Annotated in this window: 1 rRNA gene; it reads right to left on the bottom strand. The window is 59.4% G+C overall.

The features are described from left to right. A 16S ribosomal RNA gene (locus PUR53_RS15970) occupies nt 1-283 on the bottom strand; the annotation flags it as partial.

Raw genomic sequence — 283 nt, 5'->3', positions numbered from 1 at the left:
TCTGGGCCGTGTCTCAGTCCCAGTGTGGCCGGTCGCCCTCTCAGGCCGGCTACCCGTCGTCGCCTTGGTGAGCCGTTACCTCACCAACAAGCTGATAGGCCGCGGGCTCATCCTTCACCGCCGGAGCTTTCCACACTCATCGGATGCCCGAGAGTGTTGTATCCGGTATTAGACCCCGTTTCCAGGGCTTGTCCCAGAGTGAAGGGCAGATTGCCCACGTGTTACTCACCCGTTCGCCACTAATCCCCACCGAAGTGGTTCATCGTTCGACTTGCATGTGTTA

This window comes from Streptomyces sp. SP18BB07 (genome assembly GCF_036322545.1).
Taxonomy (GTDB): Bacteria; Actinomycetota; Actinomycetes; order Streptomycetales; family Streptomycetaceae; genus Streptomyces; species Streptomyces deccanensis.
This window is presented reverse-complemented; position numbering and strand designations above follow the sequence as displayed.